Consider the following 20,544-nt stretch of genomic DNA (forward strand, 5'->3'; position numbering starts at 1 on the left):
AGCCGGATCACGTACGAGAGACGTCATGATCATCAAGAATCTGCTCTCGATGTCGAGCGTGAACGTCGTGAAGTCGGCCGTTCAGTTCCTCATCACGCTGCTGATCACCTATTTCGTGACGCCCACGGAATTCGGGCTCGTGGCGTTTTCGCTACCGTTCATCGCCTTCATCTCCATGCTGACCGACCTTGGGCTGTCGAGCGCGATGATTCAGCGGACCTCGCTCACCAGGGAGGAAGCCGGCGCGGCGACGACTCTGATGGTCGCGATCGGGATCGGTTGTGCCCTGGTGCTGGCCGCCGCCTCGAAACCGCTGGGGGCTGCCGTCGACATGCAGGGGCTGCCGGCCGTGCTGGCTGCTCTCTCCGGTTCGGTCGTCTTGTCCATTTCCGCGATGGGGCCGCGCGCGGTCCTGGAGCGCTCCCTGCAATATCAGACCATCGCCTTGATCGAAGCCGGCGCGGCTCTGGCTTCCGCGACGGTGGGCTTGGCCGGAGCCCTGCTCGGATGGGGGATCTGGGCGCTGATCGCATACTATGTCCTGATGCAGGCGGTGCGCGCCGTCGCCTTCTATGTGAACACCAGACGCCACATCCATCTGTCCTTCAAATGGCGCGGCGTCGCGCTGATGCTGTCGTTCGGCGGTTGGGTGCTGGCCTCGAACGTCCTCAACTTCACTGCGAGAAACGTCGGCAATCTCATGATCGGCGCCAAGCTGGGCGCGGCGGCGGTCGGCCTGTTCGGTCTCGCCTTCCAGTTCATGACGCTTCCGCTGATGATCCTGTCGTGGCCTGGCGGCGGAGTTCTGATGGCCACCCTGAGCCGAATGAACGGCGAGCGGGAACAGGAACGGCGCAGGGCGGCGATCTGCGCGGTGCTCGGCATGACCGCGATGATCACATTCCCGGCGATGATCTATCTGACATTCGGGCTGAAATATCCCGTTGCGACGTTCCTCTCGCCGCATTGGCAGGAAGTCCTGCCGCTGATTGCCATCCTCGCGCCCGCAGGCGCGGCGCAGTCGATTGCGGCCTATGCGGGACCGATTCTGCTGGCTCACAACAAGGCCCGGCTCCAGTTCTGGGTGAGCACCGCCAACAGTGCCAGCATGATCCTTGCCTTCGTCGTGGCGTTGCCGTTCGGGCTCACGGCCGTGGCTGTCGTGTACCTGATCGTATCGATCCTGGTTTGCGCCCTCATGCTGATGATTGGAGCCCGCAACTGCGAGGTCTCCTATGCCTCTTTGCTGGGCGCCCTGATGCCGGCCACCGTCGCCACCGCGCTCGGCGCATTGTGCGCGCTCGTCGCCACGAAGGCAGACGTCGCAAGTCTGTCACATTGGCTGTTGGCGACGGTCGTCTATGCGCTGATCGTGCTTGGCAGCTACGTGATATTCAGGCGTCGCATCTGGAACAGCATGCAGTCGCTGCTCGGCGGGTCGGTTCCGTCGATACAGGCGAATGTTTCCTCGGCAGGTTAGTAGAGATCGTTTGATGTCATCAGTTGAGGGAATGAGCGGCAAGTCCCAAGCGGGATTTCCGTGGCGCGAGGACCTGATGGCAAACACCGGCAGGTCCGGTGTGGGTGCCGCTTTCGTCGCCATGCTGACGAGCCCGGGCTTTGCCGTGATCACGACCTGGCGCATCGCCAGGATGCTGCGATTCCAGACACGCTGGGGACATCAGATCACCTGGCTGCTCGTGCGGGCGCTGATGCGGCGCGGCTGCTACATCTCGGTTCTCGCGGAGATCGGTCCAGGGCTGATCTTGCCGCATCCGACCGGCGTCGTGATCGGCGAGGGGGCGCGGATCGGTCGTTCCGTGATGCTGTATCACAACGTCACGCTCGGCCGGCGTGCCTGGGATGAACCGGGTTGCCCGACCATCGGCGACGGCGCCGTCATCTACACCGGTGCCGTGATCGTTGGCCCGACTTCGATTGGTGCGGGAGCAAACGTCGCCGCCAACGCGGTCGTGACGCGTGACGTCCCGCCGCATTCCGTCGCCGCGGGAGCACCAGCGCGGATCGTGCGCTCGGATGCACCAGGTCGCTTGCGCGCCTGACGGACCGCGAACCGACGGCGAGGTTCCCGGCGATCCGCGATCCGCGTTTCGTCAGCCGGCGCAACCCGGTCACAATTCTGATTGCTTGCCATGTATAGTTGTGTCCGGAAACGTCTCAGACACAGGAAGCAAGCCCATGTCGTCGATCATTACCGATTTTTCGCAAGTCTATCCCTATCTCGACGGCTCGAAGTTCAAAGACACCATCGTCGTACAATATCGGGGCGACGGCGACGTCAGATACAGATGCGACGTCCTCGTGGACATCTGTCGGGGCAAGCGCGTCCTGCATGTCGGATGCTGTGACCATCTGCCGCTCATCAAACGAAAGATCGAGAACCGGGACTGGCTGCACGGGCTGATCACCGAGTGTTCCGAATACACCGTCGGCGTCGACATCGATGCGGATGCGGTGCGGGAGGCGTCGCGGATTTCCGGGCTCGACAACATGGTCGCGGGCGACGTGACGTCCGGCCAGAAGATCGACGCAATATCCGGCCGGAAGTTCGACATCGCCGTGTTTGGCGAAGTCGTCGAGCACATTCCGAATCCGGTCTCGTTCCTGTCGCGCTTCAGGGAGAATTACGGCGACGTCGTCGATCAGATCGTGATCACCGTTCCGAACGCCTTCAGGGGTGGCAACATCAAGGGCATCTTGAAGAACGTCGAGACGATCAACAGCGATCACCGGTTCTTCTTCACGCCCTACACGATCGCCAAGGTCGCAATCGACGCCGGCTATGCGCCGGTCGAGGTGAAGATGGCGACCTTCATGCGCGCCGGAAAGCTGAAGTCGATGCTGCTGCGGCAGCTGCCGCTGCTTGCCGAGGATATCATCTTCATCGGTGCGGCCACACCCGCGCGGCCGCACTGACGTTGCTTCCCCCGTCGTACTGTTCAGCTGGCAGGGGGACCTGCCAGCTGGTTCGGCATCAGACGAACAGGAAGTTGCCGTGATCCAGGTTGGCCGAATTCACATTCTTCAACAGGATGGAATCGGCCGAGGTGAGCTGGATCAGCGTGTCGGACCCTGATTGCGAAATCTGCAGGTGGCTGTAGTCGGCCACCAGTGATTTCAGGATTTCGATCGTGTCGTGATTCGCCGCGGTCCCGGCGTGGAAGCTCTTGATCTGGTCGTTGCCGCCGTCGAACATGACGGTGGTCGTGCCAGGCGCCGCGGAGAAGATGTCGTTGCCGCTGCCGCCGGCCAGTGTCAGTCCCGCAGTCACCGCCGTGACGGCGTGGGTCCCATCGGTATTGAGGACGTCGATCGAGAGCAGCGAGCCGCTGGTATTGTAGCTGTCGTGCTCGACGGCGCCCGGCAGGCCGGCGACCTTGAACTTGAAGACGTCGGACGTTCCATCGGCGTTGTTGATGGTTTCGGTCGTCTTGACCCCGGTGCTGTCGTAGACGTCGGAGACCTTGCTGCCGTCCGACTTGATGACCTGCGTGTAATCGAGCGTGCCGTCCGCGTGCGACCGGGTGATCGAGGTCATCTTGCCCGCGGCGTCGATGTGCTGCTGCTCCGTGACGTAGCTCTTGCCGGTGATGTTGTAGATCGTGTTGTCGTGCGAGCCGTCGGCGTTATTGGCGTAGACCGCGGTCTTGACGCCCGACGTGAACACCGTGGTCGAGTTTGAGCCGTCCTTGTTCAGCACGTAGTCGCTGGTGAGGCTGCCGCTGCCGTCGAACAGCTTCGTTTCCTTGGTGCCGTCGGCGTTGACGACGTAGATCGACGAGTTCAATCCGTTCACGTAATTCGTCGTCGTAACGTCACCGCCCGCCGTCTTGTGAACGTCCTGGACCAAAGCTCCCGACGAGTTGTACGTGTCCGTCGTGGTCGATCCATCGGCGGCATTCAGGATCTCGCTCGTCTTGTGGCCGGTGCTGTCGTAGAGGTCGGTGACCTTGCTGCCGTCGCTGTTGATCACCTGCTTGTAGGCAAGCGTGTCATCGGCATGAAGGCGGGTGAGGGCCGTAAGCGCGCCGGCGGCGGTGAGGTGTTGGATCTCGGTCGTGTAGCTCTGGCCCGTGATGTTGTAGAAGGTGTTGTCATGGCTGCCGTCGGCATGGGTGACATAGAGCTTCGTCTTGACGCCGGAGGAGTAGACTGTGTTCGAGGACGAACCGTCCTTGTTCTGGATGAGGTCGCTGGCGATGATCCCGCTGGAATCGTACAGCTTGGTATCCTTTGACCCGTCGGCGTTGACCACGTAGACCGACGCCAGCTTTGCGCCGTTGTAGTTGGTCGTCGTGGTGTCGCCGGAGCTCGTCTTGGAGATCTCCTGCTTCAATGCGCCGGTCGATGCATCGTAGATGTCGGTCGTCGTGCCCGACGATGTGACGGTGATGACCGAGATCTTGTGGCCCGTGGAATCGTACTGGGTCGTGACCTTGCTGCCGTCGCTGTTGATCACCTGGCTATAGGCCATCGAGCCGTCGGCATGGGTACGGCTGACCAGAAGCAGCTTTCCGCTCGGATCGATGTGGTCGTGCTCGTTGGTATAGGACTGGCCGGTGATGTTGTAATAGTAGTTGTCGCGGCTGCCGTCGGCATTGGTGCCATAGACCTTGGTCTTGACGCCGGCCGTGTAGAGCGTGTTCGAGGACGAGCCGTCCTTGTTCTGGATCAGGTCACTCGCGATGATGCCGTTGGAATCGTACAGCTTCGATTCCTTCGACCCGTCGGCGTTGACCACGTAGACCGACGCCAGCAGCGAGCCGTTGTAGTTGGTCGTGGTCACGTTGCCGGAGGTCGTCTGCACCACCTGCTGCTTGAGCGTGCCCGCGGTGGTATAGAAGTTGGTCGTGGTGGCCGTCGACGTTATGGTGATGGCCGAGGTCTTGTGGCCGGTGGAGTCGTACTGGGTGGTGACCTTGCTGCCATCGCTGTTGAACACCTGGCTGTAGGCCATGGTGCCGTCCGCATGGGTGCGGCTGACCGACAGCAGCTTGCCGCTCGCGTCGAGATGATCGTGCTCGCCGGTATAGGACTGGCCGGTGATGTTGAAATAATAGTTATCGCGGCTGCCGTCCGCGTTGGTGACGTAGGCCTTGGTCTTGACACCCGCCGAATAGAGCGTGGTCGACGACGAGCCGTCCGCGTTCTGGACCACGTCGCTCGCGATGACGCCCTTGGCGTCGTACAGCTTGGAGTCCTTCGACCCGTCGGCGTTGACGACGTAGACGGACACCAGCAGCTCACCATTGTAGTTCGTGGTGGTCACGTTGCCGGAGGTCGTCTGCACGACGGTCTGCTTGAGAACGCCGGCTGTGGTGTAGAAATCGGTGCTGGTCGCCGTCGACGTCACGGTGACGACAGAGGTCTTGTGGCCCGTGGCGTCGTACTGGGTCGTGACCTTGCTGCCGTCGCTGTTGTAGACTTGGCTGTAGGCCATGGAGCCGTCGGCATGCATCCGGACGACTGACAGAAGCCTCCCGCCCGCGTCGAGCTGGTCGTGCTCGCTGGTATAGGACTGGCCGGTGATGTTGTAATAGTAGTTGTCGTGGGTGCGGTCGGCATTGGTGACGTAGACCTTGGTCTTGACGCCGGCCGAATAGAGCGTGTTCGAGGACGAACCGTCCTTGTTCTGGACGAGGTCCGCGATGAGATTGCCGCTCGTATCGTAGGTCTTGGTGTCCTTGTCGCCGATCGCCGAGACGGTGACGTCACGCACCATCTTGCCGCCGGTATAGGCGATGTTCTCCGACGAGCCGTCGGTATTGAGCGTCACCTTGCTGGTGATGACGCCGTCGGTGAAGTTGGACGTGCTGGTCGACAGAAGCTTTGCGGAGGAGTCGTAGACCCTGGTCACGCTCCAGGTGTCGGTCGAGTTGGTGACGGAGAACTGGTAGCCGCCCTGGATGGCTGCGAGCGCCTTCCCGTAATGCGAGATCATGTACTCCATGGTGGCATTGGAGGCGACCGGAAGCACGTGGGTGTCGGTGAGCGTGATGGTCTTAAGCGAACCCGAGGCGTTCAGGTCGGACATCTGCGACACGATGTCGGCGGCGGTTCCGCTGACGTCGGTCACGGCGGGCGGTGCAGTGCCGCCTCCTGCCGGAGCGTCGATCTCGATGACGAGCGGGTGGTCCGTGATCGGAACCACGATCTGGCTGACATCGGTGTAGGTCGCGATCGGCGAGCTGCCCTTTAGCGGGTCATAGACGTTGATCAGGTGGTGGACGCTGCCCAGGTTGACGGTAACCGACGTCGTCGGATTCGCGATCTCGGTGTCGGTGGCGTCGTTCCAGACCTTGGGTTCCGCCCAGACCACGAGCTCATAGGCGCCGTTGCTCTTGCCGAGAACCATGCTGTTCCCGCTCGCCGGCATGTCGTCGAGCGTATAGTTCAGCGAGGCAGTCGGCGTGTGGCCGCCCTTGCCGTCGTCGGCCAGGATCGTCGTCAGATTGTGGACTGCAGTCGCCGCGAGCTTCGGGGTTCCGTCGGCGTTGAACAGGCCCCAGTGCGATTCGGGATCCGTAGGGTCGTTGCTCGCCGAGGCGTCGAGCAATTGATAGAGATAGGTGGTGCTGACGCCGTCCTTGTAGGCATCGACCAGCGTGTTCAGGATCGATTTCGCCTGTACGTTCTCGCTGGCGCCGACATACGGGGTATCGCTCTTGGTCGTATAGCCGGTCTCGGTGATCACGACCGGTTTGCCGCCGGTGACCGACGTGGCGTTACCGAGCAATTGCTCGAGAGCGGTTTCGGGTGTCAGGCCGGTGCTGACATAGGCGTGAGAGTTGGCGTAGTCGGTCGACCCCGACATGTTTCCGAGATTGGCGTAGTCGGCCGAGTCATTGTAGCCGATCGACAAATTGTAGACGGGGATGTCCTTGAGCGCGGCGTCCGCCTTGATGGCGCTGTAATAGACAGCCTGGAACTGCGCTGCGGCCGAGACGCTCGAGCTCCCATTATAGCTGAAGCCCTGGATGTTGACCTCGTTCAGGCCTTCCAGCGCGATGACGCTGCCGGGATGGCTGGCCGCGAACTCCTTGACGGATTCCAGATAAGACTGGAGCGCAGCCGCGCCGCCGGCCGGAACGCCCGACGGAACCACGAGGTCGAATTTGTAACCGTCCCTCGCAAGTCCCTCGACGATCGGTTGCGCTTCCGGGCTCGTGGCGAGTCCGCCCCGCAGTTTCGTCACCCCGAGATATTTGAGATTGTCCTCCACGAGGGCGAGGTTGTCGTAGGCGCCCCAGGAATATCCAACGTGAACATTGACGCCGATGGAACTGACAAAGGTGCTCGCCGACAGGATCGTCTGATCTGGTGATGCGGTAGTCATCGGTATTTCGGAGCCTTTTCTGAAACGCGAGAGTTCGGTGCCGCCTGCGTCTGTCGTATCGGCCAATCTCTGTTTTTCGAGTTGGTGAGATCGGTAAAAATGGAAGCACCCGGAGATTTTCTCACCGACGCTTCCTGCGCGACGCCCACAGCGCACGAATCTGCGTGGACTGAGATTGATCGATGAAGACCACGGCAATGTGCTTGCAGCGTGACGTTCGAATGGCGATGCAACGACGATGTTCGATCGATGTTGTGCCGGTGCCTAATCGAAACGCATTTGCTTGTCGCGCGAGCAGCCTTGCTTCGAATCTATTGTGCTTCGAATCTATTGTGTTAAGCGCCGTTAAGCCTGTGGCGTGGGCGGATCGAGTTGCCTGAGAGTCACGATCGCAAAAAATATCGATCGAATTTCGAATGTGACAGTTGTTCGGGCGTTGAAGGCTTGCAGCGCGCTTCCGAATTTTCCCGCGTGCAGTCGGGAAACGAGAAAGTACATCTATGGAACTCGCTACCGGAGTTTTGTTTTCTCTCCTGGTCGCTGCGACATTCGTGTCGACGTCAATGCAGAAGGATATCGAGTCCGTCTTTGGCCGATGAAGAGACGCCTCGTCGAGGTGCAGGGTCAGTCGAACGAACGACACCGACGAGATGAGAGGTCCAATCTTTGTGCACGAGGTGCGGCGATCGGTGCGTTAACGGCGGGACAATCGGTCGCGGACTCGGCGGGCAAGGGGCCGGGGACGTTTCAACCGGGCGTTGCTTGCGGAATTTGAAGGGAACGCCGACTTCGGACGGAGGCGCCGAACCCGAGAAGCGGAGTTTTGGACGTCGCCCGCGGTGCCGGTGCGGAGTGTCGCAGATCCGCAACGTCAATATGTTAGGCGCGCAACGCTGTTGCGGGCAAACCGCTGGCACGGCATGGAATTTGCCGCTAAGCACTGACCGAAATGTCGTCGATTGAACGGAGTAAGGCCATTCTCATGCAAGATCCCGCCCCGAATGTCATGTTTCTGGTTGAGGTCGTGAATTGCAATGACGGGATTGCATCCTATTGCGAGACCCTGGCCACGGGATTGCATGGCCGGGGCGTGCAGATCCACCTGGTCTCCGGTGCCGTGCGCTCGGACGAGAAGTCCGAATACAAGCGTCAGAAGCTGGCGGCGGCCGTCAAGGAATGGCACGTCATTCCGGGACTTCGGAAGTTGCCCTCGCTGTCGATCTTCATGCAGCTGTTGAAAGTGATCCGGAAGAACAACATCACCGTAATCAACGTCCACGGGCTGGGCATGCTGATGTGGGGCAGGCTGCTCGCGCTGCTCACCGGCGCGCGCTGCGTTGCGACCTATCATCCCTCGGTGCTCGGGAACATCGAGAAGGTACAGAATGCGCCGCAATCGACCTTCAGCCCGGTCCAGGTCCTGTTCTTCAACCTCTTCTTTCCCCACACCCTCATCCTGATGTCGGAGGAATCGCTCCGGCATCTGCGCCGCTACGTGCTGTTCGGCAAGAACCGGATCGCCAAAGTCTATGGCGGCGTCGACACGGTTCATTTCCGGCCGCCCTCGGATGCCGAGCGCCGCGATGCGCGCGCGAAATTCGGCGTTGCCGACGGTGAGTTCATGTGCCTGCTGGCGGCCCGTCTCGCCTGGGTGAAGGGCCACGACCTCCTCATCAAGGCGGCGCGCAAGATCCGCGACGGCGCCAGTTCTCCGCCGATCGACATCAAATGCTACTTTGTCGGCAGCGGCGGAGCCGAGCGCGAGAAGGAAATCAAGTCGTTCGCTCATGCCGGCGAGAAGGACAAGGACACGTTCAAGTTCCTCGGGTTCATGGGCGACGTCCGCGAAATTCTCTGGGCCGCCGACGTGTTCGCGCTGCCGAGCCGGTTCGAGGGATTCCCGCTCGGCGTTGCCGAAGCCATGGCGACGGGCCTCGTTCCGGTCCGGACTCCGGCGGGCGGCGCGACTGATCAGATCATCCAGAGCCAGACCGGCTTCATCGTCCCATTCGAGGACGTCGACGCGCTCGTCGGTGCGCTCGAGAAGGTGGCCGACCCCGCGATGCGCGCCGCGCTGTCGCGCAATGCCCTTGCGCGCGCCCAGCAATATTTCGGTGTCGGGCCGATGGTCGACGAGACCCTCAGGATCTACGGTTTGACCGGCGATACCAGCGGCAACCCGCTGGCTCACGCGGTGAAGGCCTGATCTTAACTGCGTGCCGAGGCCAGCAGATCGCCTCGCCACGTCACCAGAACGACGGCGAGGCCGGCAAAGACGATCTTTGCCGCGAGCCAGGTCAGGGAGTCCGACGGAGCTGCCGCGAGCATCGCGATCGCGGCGGCCGCGACGGTAGCTTCCAGGATCAGCAGCGCCCTTGGCGCCGCCCTGAACCGGATCAGCGGACCGCTGGCGAAGAGGATGATGAGCGCGGTGGCCAAGGCCGCGCTCGCGATCTGTCCCGCCACCGATATGTGCAGCAACGCGCCGATCGAAGACGCCGCCGACACCAGCAGCAGCTGGCACGCCGCGACGACCACCAGCCTCGTCGCCGATTTGGTCAGATGCGGCACGATCGCGAGCGTGGCCTGAAGGTGGGTGTGGAGGAAGTAGAAGATCGCCGCGACCGGCGCCGCGTTGAGGAAATCGACCAGCAGATCGGCGGGCACGAACAGATGCGCCGCGTCGGGCAGGAGGCCGATCAGCCCGCCCAGCATCACGATCGTCGCGCAGAGGATGAATTCGAGCATGCGGGCGGTGGCCCTGCGCGCTTCGCCGTCGACGCCGCGCTCGAACCGGACCACGACGTTGGGATAGCAGACGGTGTGAATGGCGGCCACCAGGACCGAGAACGGGCGTTGCAGAAGGTCGATCGCCATCGAGAAGCCCGCCGCTCCGGTCGACGCCCGGCCGAGCGTGGCGATCACGATCAGGCGCAAGGTGACGGGTACGGAGAGATGAATGACGGAGGCGGCCGCAGCCATGATGCCATAGCGGCAGAAATTGCCCCAGTCGGTCAGCATGGCGTGTCGCGACGCGCGCCGTAGCGAGGTGCGATGCACGACCAGGCTCAGGAGAAGCACCGCGCCGTAGCTCGCGGCCATGCCGCACAGCGTCGCTGCAGCCGTGCCGTGGAGCAGCGCGCCCGCGACGGCGCCGGCCAGAAGCACGCTGGCACGCAGGATCAGGAGGACGGACGCGGTCCCCAGCCGGTCGGACACGCGGACGATCATGAAATAGAGGTCGGTGGCGCCTTGCAGCACGGCCATCGCCAGCGCGAGGGCGACGACGCTCGTCTCGAGCGTGCCCAGCAGTCCCGCCACGCCGCCGACGAGCAGCAGCACCAGCGCGCTGAGCAGCCCGGCGCTGAACAGCGAGAACCGCAGGCGCGCGGCCTCTTCTCCGGAAGCTGCGGCGAGGAAACGAACGCCGGCCAGTTGCAGCCATTCGAACACGAAGACGCAGAACAACTGGCTCGTCGCCAGCGCCAGCGAGAACGAGGTGTACTGGGCCGGCGAGAGAATATGGCTGACGGCGAAGATCAGAATGATCGCGGACGCACTCTGGTAGATATAGCTGCCGAATGCGAGCAGGCTGATCATGTCTGGCGATGCGTGAGAAAGAACATGGTGGGATGGTTGAGGGCCATTGGCGGCATCTGCGTCAGCGCTACGTGCGAGGCGTGCCGCGGCCGCGCGTGAGCTCGTCGTAGACGCTACGATAGCCGGCGACGACGTCGTCAAAAGCCCATTTGTCGATGCCGGACTTCAATCGCTCGCTCATCTCCACGATCTGCTGCGGCGCTTCGATGATCGCCGAAATGCTCTTGGCGATCGAGGCGGGATCGGGCGACGTCAGCCAGCCGGTCACGCCGGGCTTGATCGCTTCCTGAATGCCGCCGAACGGCGTGCCGAGCAGGGGTTTGCAGGCGGCCTGCGCGTCGGCGACGACGAGCGGGCAGGGATCTTCCCAGACCGAGGGTACGACCACGACGTTCACCTGTTCGTAAAACTGCTTCGGCTGTACGAAGCCGAGAAATTCGATCCGTGCATTCGGAGCGAGCGCCTTGAGCTGCTTCTGCTGGCTCTCGGTCGTGTGGCCTGCGATGACAAGCCGAAACCGGTCAGGCGGAATCGTCGCGATGGCGCGAACGAGATTGTAGATGCCCTTCTCTTCGGTCAGACGTCCGATGAAGCCGAACGTGACGGTGCCGTCGACCATCGCGGCGTCCGCGTTGCCGACGTCGGCGGTCGAGGCGTTTCGAATGACGATCTTCAGCGGTGTCTGCGTGAACAGGCCGAGCTGCGTATGGATGTCGAGAATACGCTGGCTGACGCCGACGACGGCGTCCAGATGTCGCGTCGCCCCGCGACGGCGAAGAGTCAGGATCTGACAGCTCATGCAGCTCGACTCGCAGGCATGTCCGTCCGAGAAGCGCGAGCAGCGCGGGCAGGTGAGATAATAGTCGTGAAGCGTGTGCAGGACCGGAATGCCGAGCTGGGCGGCGGTCCGCCACACCGCGGTCGTCAGGCCGGAGAGATTGTTCGAGTGCAGGATGTCAGGCTTGAAGGCCTTGATGCGCGCCGCAACGAGCTCCGACATTGTCTGCCAGTCCTCGATCGCGTGCCAGATGCCGCGCACCGGCGAGCTGTGCTGCTTGGCGAAAGGGAAATAGATGTTGTGTACGGGCGCCGAATACACGTCGATGCCGTTGCAGGTCTCCATCTGCTGGTTCGATGCGGATGCGGCACGTATCACTTCCACGCCGTCGTTCTGCCCCACCAGGGTCTCGGCGAGGCGGCGGACGAACGTTTCCGCGCCCCCGACCACTTTCGGTGCCAACGGCGTCGGATAGAGGGATGACGTGATAAGGATCTTCATCGAAAAGGTCTGTCCAGCTATCCTGCCAAAGGGCTTTGCTGAAATCTCCGTTTCGGCTTATTGCCGGTTGGTTCGATTGTTGTTCAAATAGACGTCCAAATATTGTCCTGTCACTGAATCCGCCGAAAACCTCTCGGCAAATCCTGGCTGCGGAGGCCGGGCGATTTTCCAGCGCGACCTCTCGTTGACGGCCTTCAGCATCAATTCTCCCAGTCGCTTATGATCGCTGGGCTCGTAGGACCCAACCATATTGGAAAACCCCGCGATCTCGGGAATCCCGCCGGCCGTCGAGCAAATCGTCGCCCGGCCGGCGTTGATGCTTTCGATCAACGTGCGCGGCAGCGGCTCCGGCCAGACCGAACTCACCAGGCAGACGTCGATGCTGGCATAGAATTCAGCTGCCTTGGCAAAGCCAAGCCATTCGACCTTCTTTCCGCTGCGGCTTTTTAGCCCCCGCACGTAATCCTCAAGCCCCTTTCCGGCAATTTTCAATTGCCAGCCCTCGTCGGGAAGCTGCTCGGCCGCCTTGAGGACTACCTCGATACCTTTTTCGGCCTCAAGCCGCCCGATGAACCCGAATATCAGGTCATCCGAGCTCGAAGCTGGTGAGGGCACCACGGAGCTCGGATCGGCGATGTTGAAGATGACGCGGCCATCGGTGCCGGGGAAATATTTCAGCCTGGTGTGCTGGTCGAGCACGAATTGGCTGTTCGAGACCACCGCATCGACCATACGCGAGGCCAGCAGATAAGGCGACGTCATGGCGGCGCAGACGGTGCAGCGCTGCGCGCAGGTCGCATCGCCCCGAAACAGCGTCGAGCGTTTGCAGAGCAGGGAATAGTCGCGCAGGGTGTGCACGATCCTGATGTTGCGCCGCCTGGCTTCCGACCACAGCGAGACCGAGAAGCCCGTGAGGTTGTTGGTGTGGACGACGTCGGGCTTCTCAATGTCGAGAATTTCGGCGAACCGCGCCGCGGATTTGCGATTCCATGTGTCCTTGAGATGCCACTTCAGGCGTTGGACCGAGGAGGGCTTCCTGTCGTTGCCGAACGGCCAGTAATCGTTGTCCATCGGCACACGGTATACGCGCACGCCCTTGAGCTCGTCGATCGTACGTTCCTGCTTGTTCTGAAGGCAGACCACCGACACCTGATGGCCGCGCTGGACGAACGCCTCCGCGAGCAGCGACACAGACACTTCGGCGCCCCCGATGATCTCGGGCGGATAGAGCGTGTTAACGATCAGTATTTTCAAGGATAGCCTCGGATTAGCAGCCCGCCGCAGCGTCAGTTCGATGGCCGGATCTCGAAATCCGGCACGGCCGTGCCCTTGACGCTGACAAGCAACGGCGTTGTCGACAACGCCGTCCAGGCGCCGGCGGCAGGGCCCGGCGCTTGCTGACATACATAGCTGATCTCGGCATTAGGTTCCGCATTTTTTAATCGAACTTCGAAGCGCTTCGACGCAGTCTCCGACCAAAGCGCGAGTTTCGTTTCCGATCCACTGTCACTGCGGATCTGCACGACGCCGGGCGCCGGCGTGGTTCGTGTTGCCTTCAGGCTGGTGCGGATGAAGGCCCAGCTTTCGCGAATGGAACACACGGCAGGCTTCGGCGAATTGTCGAAATGATAGATGCCGAAATTGTCCTCCAGTTCACCAGGCTTCGTCCCGCTGTCCTTCAGCTCGTAGAGCCATATCCCCTTGAGCCACGGACCGGCGGTCGAGGCCCAGAGGATGATCTGCGCCATGTTGTCGGCGGCAAGCTGCTCGGTCACGCCGCATTTCGCGGTTGGTGTGGGCCAGCCCGTTTCGGTCAGATAGATCGGATAGTCGGGATTGCCGGTCGCCTGTGCGACGCGTTGATGAAGATTTTGCAGTCGTTCGATCGCCTCAGCTGCGGTCCGCCCGGCCGGTGATAAGCAATGGTTGTAGATGTGAATGGACATCCCGTCCGCGATACGAAGCAGGTCGGTCTTCAGCAGGGCGTCGGTCCATTTCCAGCCGGGATCGTCGCCCAGCGCTCCGACCACGAAGGGCGCGGACGGCGCCGCCTGCTTGACCGCGGGCTGCACCGATCGGGCGAGCGTCACATAATTTTCGACGGTGAACAGCGCCTCCGCGCGTGCTCTGAGATTGTACTCGTTCCACAATTCGAAGATCGGCTGCCGTGATGCGACCGCTTGCGCGGCTGCCGCGGCATAGGTGACGAATCTTTGGCGCGCTTCGTCGGTCGTCGGCGGATCGGAATTCGGGACGAGATGATGGCCGGTCCCGAGAATGAGCAGCGGGATTCCGACACCGGACCTGATCTGGGTCTCGAGGCGGCCGTTCAGGGCATTGAAGCCGAGCCGCTTGCCGGGCAGCTCGAAATCCGACCAGGGGAAGTCGTCGCGGAACGAGGTGACCCCCAGCTCCTTCATCTGCTTGACGGCGGTCGCGGGCACATAGCCGCGGGCGCTGGTGACGCCGCCGAGGCCCTGGTGGGTGCCGACGCCCAGCAGGAAGCGCTGATCGAGCGGCTGCGCATTCTGTGCGTTGGCAGGATATGAGAGGCCGGCCGCGACGCAGAGCCCGCACATCAACATCCGGAAACGACGCAAGGCGCGTTTCCTGTTTTGCTCGGTCACGCTCGTGTCCACTCCTGCTCGCGTCAACCCGACAAGGCTAATACTCTTCTGTGGCCCCAATGGGGTGGGGCCGCCTTGTCTGCGCGCTCGTCATTGAGCGCGCTGAGTTGGGCTATTTGGAGTTCACGACCACCGAGCTGATGTTGTCCGCGTTGGCGGTTGCCGCGTTCAACGGGAGCATGAGCTTGATGAATTCGGTCGACGGCGATTCCGCCACCGAAATCACGTCGTGATCGCGCATCCTGAACGTATCAGCCTGGAACCAGCCGTCCGGCTTGCTCATGTCGAACTTGTAGACGGCAGGGACCGACTTGGTCGGGAACTGGGATACGGCGATGCCGATCTTCTCCAGCAGCGGCTTGGGCTCGAAACGGTAGACGTAGATGGACTTGGAGTCCGCACGGGCGCCGTCGAGACCGCCTGCCTTCGCGATGGCTTCAGCCAGCGACATGTTGTCGTTCTCGAACGAGAAACGACGGTTGTTGGTGCCGCCGATCGATCCCGGCGACGGCGTCGAACCGAACACCATGTAGACGCGCGGAATGCGGGTCAGGAAGACGACATCACCTGGAGCGAGCAGCGCGTCCTCGTTGGGGTTGTGCACGACCGAGGACATCGTCTCGCTGTAGGTGCGGCCCTCGCGCTTGATCGTGATCGTGCTCTCGTAGGACGGATATTTCGGGCCGCCGGCGCGTGCGATCGCGCCCATCAGGCGAATCCCGCCTGGATCGATCGGGAAGCGGAGCGGCGAGTTGACTTCGCCGAGCACGCTGATCTGGTTGCCGCGCTGTTCCGCCACGCTCACGACGGCCTGCGGGTCGATGGCGCGGTCCTTGAGACGCTCGCGGATGATGTTCGAAACGGCGCGCGGCGTTAGGCCTGCGACCTTGATCGATCCGGCGTAGGGGATGTTGATGTTGCCGGACTGGTCGACCTGCTGTCGCGGAATGTCGACGAAATTGCCCGGTCGCACGCCTGCTTCGCGCGGAATGAACAGGCCGCCTGCCTGCGCTTCGTACACGGTCACGGTCACGATGTCGCCGATGCCGATGGTGACGTCGCGGTAGTTGCCGCCGGGAAGGCGGGAGAACATCATTCCGGCGGAGTCCGTGAATGCGTTGGTGGCCTGCAGGATCGCCGGATTGACCGGCATCAAGGCATAGGCCAGCGGCGCGCTCGGCTCGGTGATCAGCGCCGCATTTGTTTGCGTTGCGACGGCATCAGGAGCGTCTAACGGAATGAAGCTACCGCAACCCGCCAAGGAGACGCTGATCGCAGCAACGGCCAGGATTCGGCTAATACCGAAATCAAAATTCAATAGTTCGGTCTTAGCCACTGGAATTCCCTCGTACTCATCTAAAATCGGAATCACCGTACAAATCCCGTGCTGCGGAGTCACTGCTACGTCTTCGACTTTATGGTAAAGCACTTGTGGCTGTGACCTTATTGCCACTTGTGAACGTGGATACACGCCGAAATCGCTGTCCAAAATTTGTGCGGAACATCCTCTTAAATAAGCAGTTCGCGAACCGGACATACACGTGTCAGATCGTTGTCACGATTGGGGCCCGCGATCGAACCAGTGAGCAGCGCGCAGCGATGGACCGCAGATGCGACGGCGTCGTCGCGAGATGATGTCGCAATAAACTTCAAGTGATGGATCTCGTCCTGAGTGATCCTGCGTTGTGTTTTCGTCGTCGTGCGGCGGGCATGGCGCCCGAGCGGACGTTTTCGCGGGGTCATCGGACCAATGTTTCTGCGACGGGATTCCACCTCCGTTAACGCTTAGATTTGGAAGCTGGCGTCACGCTGGCGTCCGTAAGGTCTTCCTAATCCTGATCCGGCTAGTGGTCCGCCAAACAAAAGGAAGGCGAAGACGATGTTGCACACCGGATCACTGCTGTTCGCGGCCGGCTTTCTCACCTGCGCGATGATCGTCGCATCGGCCATTGCGTGGTCGTTCTCCGATAACCGCGTGAATGATGGCGAGTTCGCGCAGGGCGATGTCCGCCGGCTGGCCTGATCGGCCGGTCGCTACGATCGCAGATTGTTCGGCAAATCGGACTGCAACTTCGCCTGCTGTCCGGATTCGCTCATCCGCACATGCAGGACGTCGGCATAGACCTGGCTGAGCGTACGGTGGGTCTGTTCGATGTCGTAGAGGCGGGTGAAACGCTCATATCCGGCACGGCCGACCGCAGCCAGGTCAAGCCCGGTTGCGCGTTGAAAACCTTCAACCAGCTTTTCGGCCGAGACCTCGTCGCATAGCACGCCCGTCGCATTGTCTTCGACGATTTCTGGCAGGGCGCCGATGCGGAAGGCAATGATCGGCTTGGCCGCCCGCATCGCCTCGATGGCGACCAGGCCAAACGCCTCCCAGCGCGAGGGAATCGCGACCATGTCGGCCTGGTCGAGCTCGGCCTCGATCTGGTTGCGGTTCATCCAGCCCAGAAAAGAGACGTTGGCGGGCAGATCGCTTCTGCGGAATTTGCTGACGACGGAGGCGCCGATCAGGCGCACGTCGAGCTTGTCTCCGAGTGTGCGCGCGGCCTCGATCAGGAGATCGTAGCCCTTCTGACGGTCGAGGCGCCCGATGAAGAGGACCTTGATCTTCTCCGACCGCCACTGCGCTGCGCCCTTGTCGAGCGCAGGACGCTGCTTGGAAATCCCGTTGTGCACAAGAACCAGGCGATTCGCCGCGATTCCGACCTGCTTGGCGTCGGCCTGCTCGCTTTCCGAGATGCAGACGATGCGATGGGTGAATTTCGACAGCACGAGCTCGGTGAACTTCGTCACCTCGCGGCTGAGGCGGCCGGTCTCGCGGCCGAAGGCCCAGCCGTGCGGGCAATAGACGATGCGCGAGCGCCGATAGGTGAGCCAAAGCACCGGGCGCACCACGAGCCCGGCGAACGACGAGTGCAGGTGGATGATGTCAGGACGAAGCTGCCGGACCGCGCGCATGGTTGCAAACAGCATGCGAAACAGGCCGACCGCGTTGCGTCCGTCGCGCGGAAACGTGGTGACCGCGTCGTCCTCGATGTTCACCAGGTCGCTGCGATGGTCGGAGGGAACGACATAGTTGACGTTGCCGGGGCCGAAGCTCGCGCTCTGGTGCGGATGCAGCTCGTTGAGGTAAGTCGCGATGCCGCCACGGACCGTTTCGGCGACGTGCAGAATCTTCAGGCCGCTGGACAACGGTCATTCCTTCCTTGTCTTGAAGGCGCCAGATCTTGGAGACGCACGTCTAACCTCGCTAAGCAGCAATAATCGGGCCGCGTCATTGTTTCGCACGGTCGGATGTGGATCGGGATGCCGGTTTGGCGAGGAATTCGAGCATCGCTGCGGCGGACTTGGCCCAGGAATATGTCATAAGGCGCTGCCGCTGCTTCTCCTGTTCCACCGGCGAGATCCTGCCGAGTTCGATTCTTTCGCGCATCCGTGCCGACAGTTCGTCCGCGTTGAGCGGATCGAAATAGACGGCGGCATCGTCGCAGGTCTCGCGCACGGCATCGGCGGAACTCGCGATCACCGGACAGGCGAAGAACATCGCCTCCAAGGGAGGCACGCCGAATCCCTCATAAAGGCTCGGAAACACGAATGCCGCGGCCTGGGAGAACAGCGCGGCAATCTCCTCGTCCTTCAGCCGCCCGGCGATGACGACGCCGACCCTCGATTCCGTGGCCGCGCCCCCGAACACTTTGCTGTTATCGCCGCCGACCACGACCAGCGGAAAGTCGGCGCGGCCAAGCTGCTCGGCGGCGCGAATGGCCGTATCGACATTCTTGTTCTTCGTCATCGAGCCGACGAAGAGGAAGAATTGATGGGGCGCAAGACACAGCTTGTCGATGATCGAGACGTCGGGCGCGACGGTCGCGAAATGTTCCGCGCTGTTCGCAATGACGGGGATCGAAGCCGGATTCAGCGACAGCACCTCGGCAAGTTCGTTGCGTGAAAACGCCGAAACTGTTGCGATCGTTGCCGTGCGCGCCAGCAGATGGCCGAGCGTCCGGTGCAAGGCGAGGTAGCGCCAGCTGAAGAAGTCCGGCCGCCGGAAAACCTGTGCGTCGTGAATCACGACGAGATGGTCGCGGTGGAGTACGGGGCCCGAATTGGCGAGGCTGACGAGACGGGTGCCGGCCGCGTCGCGCGCCAGATCGATCTGGTCCCACGCGTGCCCCTGCAAGGATCCTATCTGCTTGATGGCGATGCGGCGAAGACCTGGAAGCGTCTGCGCATTCGGCGGCGCAAGGATTTGCCACTCTGCATCCAGCAGTTGCCGCGGAGCCTCTCCGCTCGCGAGCAAGCGGTCCATCGCCTTGACGATCTCGGCGGCGTAGCGCTGCACGCCCGTGAGCGATTGTGACAGGAACCTGCCGTTGATGGAGAGTTTCAAAGTCGATCTTTTTCTTTGCGGGTTCTTGCGCGAACAATGCCCGAAGACTGAGCATCAGGCGCCGAATATACGTTCTATGACGTCTAGCACATGTGGCGCTATCGTCCGAGCATCCTTGCAGGCGGATAGCATGCGATGGTGCATGACGCCATCATGTTTCCTACACATTTCGATGCGCTTACATGGGCCGACTGATTTGATGATGTCGTGACTGTCCAAACCTTGCCTCTCATGTCCTGGTCTGGCAATGCTCCGCGGAATGAATGAGATGACAACTTTGCGGCCAGTGATCGTTACCGGTGCTGCCGGCTTTATCGGAATGCACGTTTGTGAACGGCTGTTGGCGCGTGGCGAGCAGGTCGTTGGCATCGATGCAATCACTCCGTATTACGATCCCGCGCTGAAGCGCGCGCGTCTCGCAACGCTCGAACACCATCCAGGGTTCAAATTCCACAAGATCGATCTCGCAGACTTCGCCGCCGTGACGCGCGTCTTCGACGAGGTCTCGCCCGATCGCGTCGTGCATCTGGCGGCGCAGCCCGGCGTGCGCGCGTCGATCGACGATCCCATCACCAGCATCCGGGCCAATTGTGACGGCTTTGTCACCGTGCTCGAAGCCGGCCGGCGCCATGGTCTGGCGCATCTCGTCTACGCTTCTTCGAGTTCGGTGTATGGCGCCAACCGCACCTTGCCGTATTCGACCGAGCATTCGGTGAACCATCCGGTCAGCCTTTATGCCGCAAGCAAGAAAGCCAACGAACTGATGGCTCATACGTTTGCACATGTTCACAAGCTGCCGGTGACCGGGCTTCGCTTCTTCACCGTCTACGGCCCGTGGGGCCGGCCCGACATGGCCGCCTATCTGTTCACGCGCGCGATCTTCGCGAATGAGCCGATCAGGATTTTCAATAAAGGCGACATGTGGCGCGACTTCACCTATGTCGACGACATCGTCGAAGGGGTGATCCGCACCCTCGATCGGCCCGCGGCGCCGAATCCCGCGTGGAATGCCGAGCGGCCGGAAAATTCGTCGAGCTATGCGCCGTATCGCGTCTATAACATCGGCAACAACAGGTCGGTCAACCTGATGGAGTTCGTCGAGACGCTGGAGAAGATCATCGGCAAGCCGGCGATCCGCCAGCTGTTGCCGATGCAGGCCGGCGACGTCCTGGAGACGCGCGCCGACATTTCCGCGCTCCAGCGCGACGTCGGTTTCTCGCCGTCGACGTCGATCGCGGATGGCCTCGGCCGCTTCGTCGAATGGTATCGGATGTACCACTGCGTCTGA

Annotated in this window: 14 protein-coding genes; 6 read left to right on the forward strand and 8 right to left on the reverse strand. The window is 61.8% G+C overall.

Annotation, left to right across the window (positions count from 1 at the left end; genetic code table 11):
• Positions 1–25: 25 nt before the first annotated feature.
• The 3 genes from ACKWRH_RS09450 (at position 26) to ACKWRH_RS09460 (ending at position 2,937) form a co-directional block, all read left to right on the forward strand.
• A complete protein-coding gene (locus ACKWRH_RS09450) occupies positions 26–1,480 on the forward strand; it encodes a lipopolysaccharide biosynthesis protein (protein WP_445220285.1) in 1,455 nt (484 codons plus the stop codon).
• Between the two features lie 76 nt (positions 1,481–1,556).
• Complete coding sequence (locus ACKWRH_RS09455; protein WP_445220286.1) at positions 1,557–2,063, forward strand: serine O-acetyltransferase; 507 nt, start codon at positions 1,557–1,559, stop codon at positions 2,061–2,063.
• Positions 2,064–2,199: 136 nt separating this feature from the next.
• On the forward strand, positions 2,200–2,937 hold the full coding sequence (locus ACKWRH_RS09460) for a class I SAM-dependent methyltransferase (RefSeq protein ID WP_445220287.1): 738 nt from the start codon (positions 2,200–2,202) through the stop codon (positions 2,935–2,937).
• Positions 2,938–2,995: 58 nt separating this feature from the next.
• Here ACKWRH_RS09460 and ACKWRH_RS09465 read toward each other — a convergent pair whose 3' ends face one another.
• The gene (locus tag ACKWRH_RS09465; RefSeq protein WP_445220288.1) at positions 2,996–7,357 is read right to left on the reverse strand and encodes an RHS repeat protein; all 4,362 of its coding nucleotides are present in this window, start codon (positions 7,355–7,357) and stop codon (positions 2,996–2,998) included.
• A gap of 982 nt (positions 7,358–8,339) precedes the next feature.
• On the opposite strand from ACKWRH_RS09465, the gene ACKWRH_RS09470 reads away from it, so the two are divergent.
• On the forward strand, positions 8,340–9,563 hold the full coding sequence (locus ACKWRH_RS09470; protein ID WP_445220289.1) for a glycosyltransferase family 4 protein: 1,224 nt from the start codon (positions 8,340–8,342) through the stop codon (positions 9,561–9,563).
• A 2-nt stretch (positions 9,564–9,565) separates the two neighbouring features.
• Here the strand turns inward: ACKWRH_RS09470 and ACKWRH_RS09475 are convergent, their stop codons facing one another.
• The 5 genes from ACKWRH_RS09475 to ACKWRH_RS09495 form a co-directional block, all read right to left on the reverse strand.
• Positions 9,566–10,957 (reverse strand): hypothetical protein, encoded by a 1,392-nt coding sequence (locus ACKWRH_RS09475; RefSeq protein ID WP_445220290.1) that lies wholly within the window; start codon positions 10,955–10,957, stop codon positions 9,566–9,568.
• Positions 10,958–11,024: 67 nt separating this feature from the next.
• Positions 11,025–12,236, reverse strand: coding sequence for a glycosyltransferase family 4 protein (locus ACKWRH_RS09480; protein ID WP_445220291.1), 1,212 nt, complete (start codon positions 12,234–12,236; stop codon positions 11,025–11,027).
• A 57-nt stretch (positions 12,237–12,293) separates the two neighbouring features.
• Complete coding sequence (locus tag ACKWRH_RS09485; protein WP_445220292.1) at positions 12,294–13,490, reverse strand: glycosyltransferase family 4 protein; 1,197 nt, start codon at positions 13,488–13,490, stop codon at positions 12,294–12,296.
• 32 nt (positions 13,491–13,522) lie between these two features.
• Positions 13,523–14,815: a hypothetical protein gene (locus tag ACKWRH_RS09490; protein ID WP_445222361.1), complete on the reverse strand. Its 1,293-nt coding sequence runs from the start codon at positions 14,813–14,815 to the stop codon at positions 13,523–13,525.
• A 160-nt stretch (positions 14,816–14,975) separates the two neighbouring features.
• Entirely contained in the window at positions 14,976–16,400 is a 1,425-nt protein-coding gene (locus ACKWRH_RS09495; RefSeq protein ID WP_445220293.1) for a polysaccharide biosynthesis/export family protein, read from the reverse strand.
• Positions 16,401–16,742: 342 nt separating this feature from the next.
• Between ACKWRH_RS09495 and ACKWRH_RS09500 the strand changes: the two genes are divergently transcribed.
• Positions 16,743–16,886, forward strand: a complete 144-nt coding sequence (locus ACKWRH_RS09500; protein ID WP_014497502.1) for a hypothetical protein — start codon at positions 16,743–16,745, stop codon at positions 16,884–16,886.
• 11 nt (positions 16,887–16,897) lie between these two features.
• Here the strand turns inward: ACKWRH_RS09500 and ACKWRH_RS09505 are convergent, their stop codons facing one another.
• Together ACKWRH_RS09505 and ACKWRH_RS09510 are read right to left on the reverse strand one after the other, a co-directional pair.
• Positions 16,898–18,058, reverse strand: a complete 1,161-nt coding sequence (locus ACKWRH_RS09505) for a glycosyltransferase (protein ID WP_445220294.1) — start codon at positions 18,056–18,058, stop codon at positions 16,898–16,900.
• Positions 18,059–18,140: 82 nt separating this feature from the next.
• Positions 18,141–19,256 carry a glycosyltransferase family 4 protein gene (locus ACKWRH_RS09510; protein WP_445220295.1) on the reverse strand — a complete coding sequence of 372 codons (1,116 nt, stop codon included), beginning with the start codon at positions 19,254–19,256 and terminating at the stop codon, positions 18,141–18,143.
• Between the two features lie 268 nt (positions 19,257–19,524).
• Between ACKWRH_RS09510 and ACKWRH_RS09515 the strand changes: the two genes are divergently transcribed.
• The gene (locus ACKWRH_RS09515) at positions 19,525–20,544 is read left to right on the forward strand and encodes an NAD-dependent epimerase (protein ID WP_445220296.1); all 1,020 of its coding nucleotides are present in this window, start codon (positions 19,525–19,527) and stop codon (positions 20,542–20,544) included.

It is taken from the genome of Bradyrhizobium sp. Pa8 (assembly GCF_052588265.1).